This is a genomic window from Caloranaerobacter sp. TR13 (assembly GCF_001316435.1).
In the GTDB taxonomy this organism is placed as follows: domain Bacteria; phylum Bacillota; class Clostridia; order Tissierellales; family Thermohalobacteraceae; genus Caloranaerobacter.
On record NZ_JXLL01000037.1, the window covers coordinates 1 to 3,533 of the forward strand.

2 protein-coding genes and 1 riboswitch are annotated in these 3,533 nt (G+C 32.0%); both genes read left to right on the forward strand.

What is annotated here, in order from left to right; translation table 11 throughout:
* Positions 1-191: 191 nt before the first annotated feature.
* A complete protein-coding gene (gene guaA, locus TR13x_RS10680; RefSeq protein WP_054871924.1) occupies positions 192-1,724 on the forward strand; it encodes a glutamine-hydrolyzing GMP synthase in 1,533 nt (510 codons plus the stop codon).
* Positions 1,725-1,824: 100 nt separating this feature from the next.
* Positions 1,825-1,926: riboswitch (purine riboswitch) on the forward strand.
* Positions 1,927-2,106: 180 nt separating this feature from the next.
* Complete coding sequence (locus TR13x_RS10685; RefSeq protein WP_054871925.1) at positions 2,107-3,432, forward strand: NCS2 family permease; 1,326 nt, start codon at positions 2,107-2,109, stop codon at positions 3,430-3,432.
* Positions 3,433-3,533: the final 101 nt, after the last annotated feature.

Here is a 3,533-nt window from a genome sequence, read left to right on the forward strand (position 1 = left end):
AAATTAAAAATTGAAAATGGAAAATTACTTGGCAGTTAACAGTTGATAGTTAATAGTTTATTAACTATTAATTATCAATTCTAAATTTTAAATTTTAAATATCTACTTCCTGTCATCTGTTCTCTGGCAACTGGCAACTAGTAATTTCCTGATCTCTGGCAACTGGTAACTAAAAAAACGGAGGTAGTATGATGAAGAATGATTTGATTTTAATACTTGATTTTGGAGGTCAATACAGTCAATTAATAGCTAGAAGAGTAAGAGAAGCAAATGTATATTGTGAAATAATACCTCATGATTATGATGTTGAAAAAATAAAAGCTAAATCTCCAAAGGGAATTATTTTTTCAGGAGGGCCTGCTAGTGTTTATGCAGAGAATTCTCCAAAATGTAAGCAGGGAGTCTTTGATTTAGGTTTACCAATCTTAGGAATTTGTTATGGTGGACAGTTGATTGCACAAGCTTTTGGTGGAGAAGTAAGTAAAGCCGATTCTAGAGAATATGGAAAGACTAAATTAGAAATTATCTATAATAGTGATTTATTTAAAGGCTTTGAAGAGTATATAACATGTTGGATGAGTCATACTGATTTTATTGAAAAACTTCCTGAAGGTTTTAAGGTTATAGCAAGTACAGATTCTTGTCCTGTTGCAGCAATGAAAAATGAAGATAAAAATATTTTTGCAGTCCAATTTCATCCAGAAGTAGAACATACTCAAAGAGGCAGAGATATAATTAAAAATTTCATTTATAACATTTGTGAATGTAAACCTAATTGGACTATGGAGGATTTTATCAGCCAATCTATCAGAGAAATAAAGGAGAAGATAGGTGACAAAAAAGCTATATGTGCATTGTCAGGAGGAGTAGATTCTTCTGTTGCAGCAGTATTAGTCCATAAAGCGATTGGGCATAATCTTACTTGTATTTTTGTTGATCATGGTTTACTTAGAAAAGATGAAGGGGATCAGGTAGAGAAAATATTTAGAGATAAATTTGATATGAATTTAATAAGGGTTAATGCAAAGGATAGATTTTTAAATAAGCTTAAAGGCGTAACTGACCCAGAGAAAAAGAGAAAGATAATAGGTGAGGAATTTATTAGAGTTTTTGAAGAAGAGAAAAGTAAGCTTGGTAAAGTTGATTATCTTGTTCAAGGTACAATATATCCAGATGTTATAGAGAGTGGAACTGATAAAGCTTCTGTTATAAAGAGTCATCATAATGTAGGCGGACTTCCAGAAGATGTTGATTTTGAAATAATAGAACCTCTAAGATTATTATTTAAAGACGAAGTAAGAGAAGTTGGAAGGAAGCTTTATATACCAGATGAAATAGTAAATAGACAACCTTTCCCTGGTCCTGGATTGGCTATAAGAGTTCTAGGAGAAATAACTGAAGAAAAATTAGAAATAGTTCGTGAAGCTGATTGGATATTTAGACAAGAAATTAAGAAAAATGGACTTGATAAAAAGATTTGGCAATACTTTGCTGTTCTACCTGATGTAAGAAGTGTAGGGGTTATGGGAGATGAAAGAACATACAGTCATTTAATAGTGTTAAGAGCAGTAACTAGTACAGATGGAATGACAGCAGATTGGGCTAAAATACCATTTGATGTATTAGAGGAAATATCAAATAAGATAGTTAACAATGTAGAAAATGTAAATAGAGTAGTATACGACATAACATCCAAACCACCTGGAACTATTGAATGGGAATAGATAAATGTTCGTACTATAACAAACTTTATTTTTATTAACTATATTTAATATTCGCAAAATATATTGACTTATATATTTTAATTTGTTATTATTAGCTTAGGAAAACGAAATATTTTACACTCATATAATCCCTGGAATATGGCTGGGGAGTTTCTACCAGGCAACCGTAAATTGCCTGACTATGAGTGAAAGTGTACCTAGGGTTCCGAAAAACCTTACTCTTATGTAATGTTTTTGTCTGGTCCGAGCGGTACAGGTATTACTATGTGTAATATCACACCGAGGGGATAAAAGCCCGGTCGGGTAGGTTTCACTTATAGCATAAACCTACCCTGACTGGGCTTAAATTATTTTTAAGCAATAAATTAAGGAGGGGCTAACAATGGAGAAATTTTTTAAGCTATCAGAAAACAACACAAATATTAGAACAGAGATTACAGCAGGAATAACAACTTTTATGACAATGGCGTACATACTTATAGTTAATCCATTAACTTTATCAGCAACTGGTATGGATTTTGGAGCATTATTTACTGCAACTGCTTTATCAGCTATTATTGCAACATTAGTAATGGCTCTTTATGCAAACTATCCATTTGCGTTGGCACCAGGTATGGGGTTAAATGCTTTCTTTGCTTATACAGTTGTTTTGGGAATGGGATATTCATGGAAATTCGCACTGACAGCAGTATTTTTAGAAGGAATTATATTTATTATATTAACATTTTTAAATGTTCGTGAAGCAATCATAAATTGTATTCCATTAAATATAAAACATGCTGTTTCAGTGGGAATTGGTTTATTTATAGCTTTTATAGGACTAGTTAATGCAGGGATTGTTAAAACTGGTATGTTTCATGTTGGAAATGATAAATTAGATGGAATAATAGTTAAATTAGGTGATATAACAAGTGGAGCACCACTACTAGCACTTATAGGTTTAGTAATTACAGGTGTTTTGTTAGCTAGAAATGTAAAAGGTGCATTATTAATAGGAATTATTGTTACTACGATAATAGGTATACCTATGGGCGTAACACAGTTACCTGAAGGAATGAAATTTATAAGTATACCTCCTTCAATAGCACCTATAGCATTCAAATTTGACTTTTCAAATATTTTTAGTTTAGATATGTTAATAGTTTTATTTACATTCTTATTTGTTGACATGTTTGATACTATTGGTACTTTAGTAGGAGTTGCATCTAAGGCAGATATGTTAGATAAGGAAGGTAAGCTTCCTAGAGCAAAACAGGCTTTATTTGCCGATGCTTTAGGTACTACTGTTGGAGCTATTTTTGGGACAAGTACTGTTACAACTTATGTAGAAAGTGCATCAGGAGTAGCTGAGGGTGGTAGAACAGGCTTAACAGCATTGACAACTGCAGGGATGTTTGCAATAGCTTTATTATTCTCACCATTATTTATAATGATTCCAAGTGCTGCTACTGCACCAGTTCTAATATTAGTTGGTTTATTTATGATGTCACCAATTAAAAAAATAGATTTAGAAGATTTTACAGAAGCAATTCCAGCATTCTTGACAATAATAATGATGCCGTTAACTTACAGTATCGCTGAAGGTATAGTATTTGGTATAATTTCTTACATTTTACTAAAACTATTAACAGGTAAGCAAAGAGAGGTTTCACCTATTATGTATATTTTAGGAATATTATTTGTATTAAAGTTCATAATGCCACACTAATGTGTGTGATAGATTGACTCAGTAGTAAAAGTCCGAAATAAAGTATTATCATTTCGGACTTTTATGTTTATTATTACTGGGTACTAGGTACTGGGTACTAG